The 1879-nt window shown below is 66.3% G+C and carries 2 protein-coding genes and 2 pseudogenes; all 4 read right to left on the reverse strand.

Translation table 11 applies throughout. The annotated features are described in order from the left end of the window. Positions 1-158 (reverse strand): annotated as a pseudogene (locus WAW17_RS14925) (acyl-CoA dehydrogenase); the annotation flags it as partial. Between the two features lie 9 nt (positions 159-167). After that, complete coding sequence (locus WAW17_RS14930) at positions 168-1316, reverse strand: thiolase family protein (protein ID WP_422333733.1); 1149 nt, start codon at positions 1314-1316, stop codon at positions 168-170. Then, positions 1313-1690 (reverse strand): Zn-ribbon domain-containing OB-fold protein, encoded by a 378-nt coding sequence (locus WAW17_RS14935; protein WP_422333734.1) that lies wholly within the window; start codon positions 1688-1690, stop codon positions 1313-1315. The genes WAW17_RS14930 and WAW17_RS14935 overlap by 4 nt, the downstream gene beginning before the upstream one ends. A 28-nt stretch (positions 1691-1718) precedes the next feature. Further along, positions 1719-1879 (reverse strand): annotated as a pseudogene (locus tag WAW17_RS14940) (enoyl-CoA hydratase/isomerase family protein); the annotation flags it as partial.

Here is a 1879-nt window from a genome sequence, read left to right on the forward strand (position 1 = left end):
GTGTCCTCGCGCTCCTGCTCGGCGGTCCAGTTCTCGAAGACCGCAACGGAATCCGAGCCCTCCCCCCAGGCGCGGGACGTCAGAGGCTCGGCGACCCCCTCGAGCCACTCCCGTGCCGCCGTGACGAACTCGTCCATCTCGGGTAGCGCCTTGGTCATCTCGCCTCCTCAGACGGACAGGACGGTGCAGGCGCTGATGCCCGGAGCGCCGTAGACGTGGGTGAATCCCAACCGGGGTGGGCGCGGGACCTGCCTGGCACCGGCTTCACCGCGCAACTGGGTGACGATCTCGTGCACCTGACGCAGACCCGACGCTCCGATCGGTTCGCCGTTCGCGATGCAGCCACCGTCGGTGTTGACCGGCAGTCGGCCGTCGATACCGGTCTCGCGCTCGGCGATCCACTTCTCCTGGTCGCCGTGCTCGCAGAAACCGCACTCGGCCATGTGCATCACCTCGGCACCGGCCTCGGTGTCCTGCAGCTGTGCGACGTCGATGTCACCGGGACCGACACCCGCCGCCTCGAACGCGGCGCGTGCAGCGTCGGCACTCACGCTGCTCGGCGCGCCCGACCCCTGGATGGCGGGGCTGAAGACCTCGAAGGAGCCGAAGCTGCGGGTCCGGATCGCTGCGGAGAGAAGCTTCACCGGGCGGGCGTCGAGCTTGGCCGCCGCTGCCTCACTCGCGAGGACGATCGCGGCGCCGCCCTCACCGGGCGAGCAGAACATGTAGCGCGTCAGCGGATCATTGACCATGTCGGCATTGGCGATGACCTCGGCGGTCATTTCCTCACGCCGCCACGCATTCGGGTTGAGCGACCCGTTGTGGTACGCCTTCTCGGCGACGGCCGCCAGGGTCGACCCGGTGATGCCGTATTCGCGCATGTAGCGCGCAATCTTGATCCCGAAGAACTGCGTGGTGACCATCAAGCCCGCATCACCGTAGCCGGTCGGCAGTCCCCAGTCCTCGGGTTTCGGATCGAATGCCCCCCGCGGATGCTTGTCGAAACCGACGGCGAGCGCGATGTCGGCTGCGCCGGAACGAATCGCGTTGATCGCCGAGATCAGCGCGCTGCCTCCGGTGGCGCAACCGTTCTTGACATTGATGAACGGAATGCCGGTCAGCCCGAGCTCGGCCACGAGAGTGTCCGCGAGCCCCGAGCCGTCACTGCCACCGAAAGCGACCTGAACATCGCTCCATCGGATTCCCGCGTCGCCGAGTGCGGCGTGGATCGCCTCCACGGCGAGCCCGCGTCCCGTCTTGTCCGGTTGACGACCGAATCGGGACAGGCCCGCTCCGATGATGTTCACCGCCGTCATGATCGTTCTCCTTCGCGAGCCGATGCAGTCGCGAAGCGCGGCACCGGATCAGTGGCCACCAGCGTGACCTCCGCATTGTCCTCGAGCTCTTCGAAGCCTGCGCAGTCGAGCACGGCCTCCACCCGGATCCCGTCCGGAAGTTCCACGTACCCGACGGCAAAGGGGACGAACCCCGTTGCCGGCGGAACGTACGGGGGAGACTTGGGCGCGAAGCGCTGGACGGTGAACGCCCAGACCGTTCCCTCGCGCCCAAGATCGATTGTGTCCATCGACGTACGCCCGCATTTCCGGCATACATCACTCACGGGGAATGCCACAGTGCCGCAGTCTGCGCATCGGCTACCCTGCAGCGCAGGCGTCGTCGTCGTACTCATCGATGTCTCCTCGTCGAAACGGCTACGGTCAGCGTCCGGTCCAGACCGGTTCCCGCTTCTCGAGGAACGCGTTGACGCCTTCCTTGCCGTCCTCGGACTGCAGGGCATTACCGACAGCGAGATGCTCCATCACCATCAACGACTGGATATCGGCATCGAGACCACGATCGATGCACATCTTCGTCAGCT

The sequence above is a fragment of the Rhodococcus sp. (in: high G+C Gram-positive bacteria) genome (assembly GCF_049286785.1).
Classification (GTDB): domain Bacteria; phylum Actinomycetota; class Actinomycetes; order Mycobacteriales; family Mycobacteriaceae; genus Rhodococcus_F.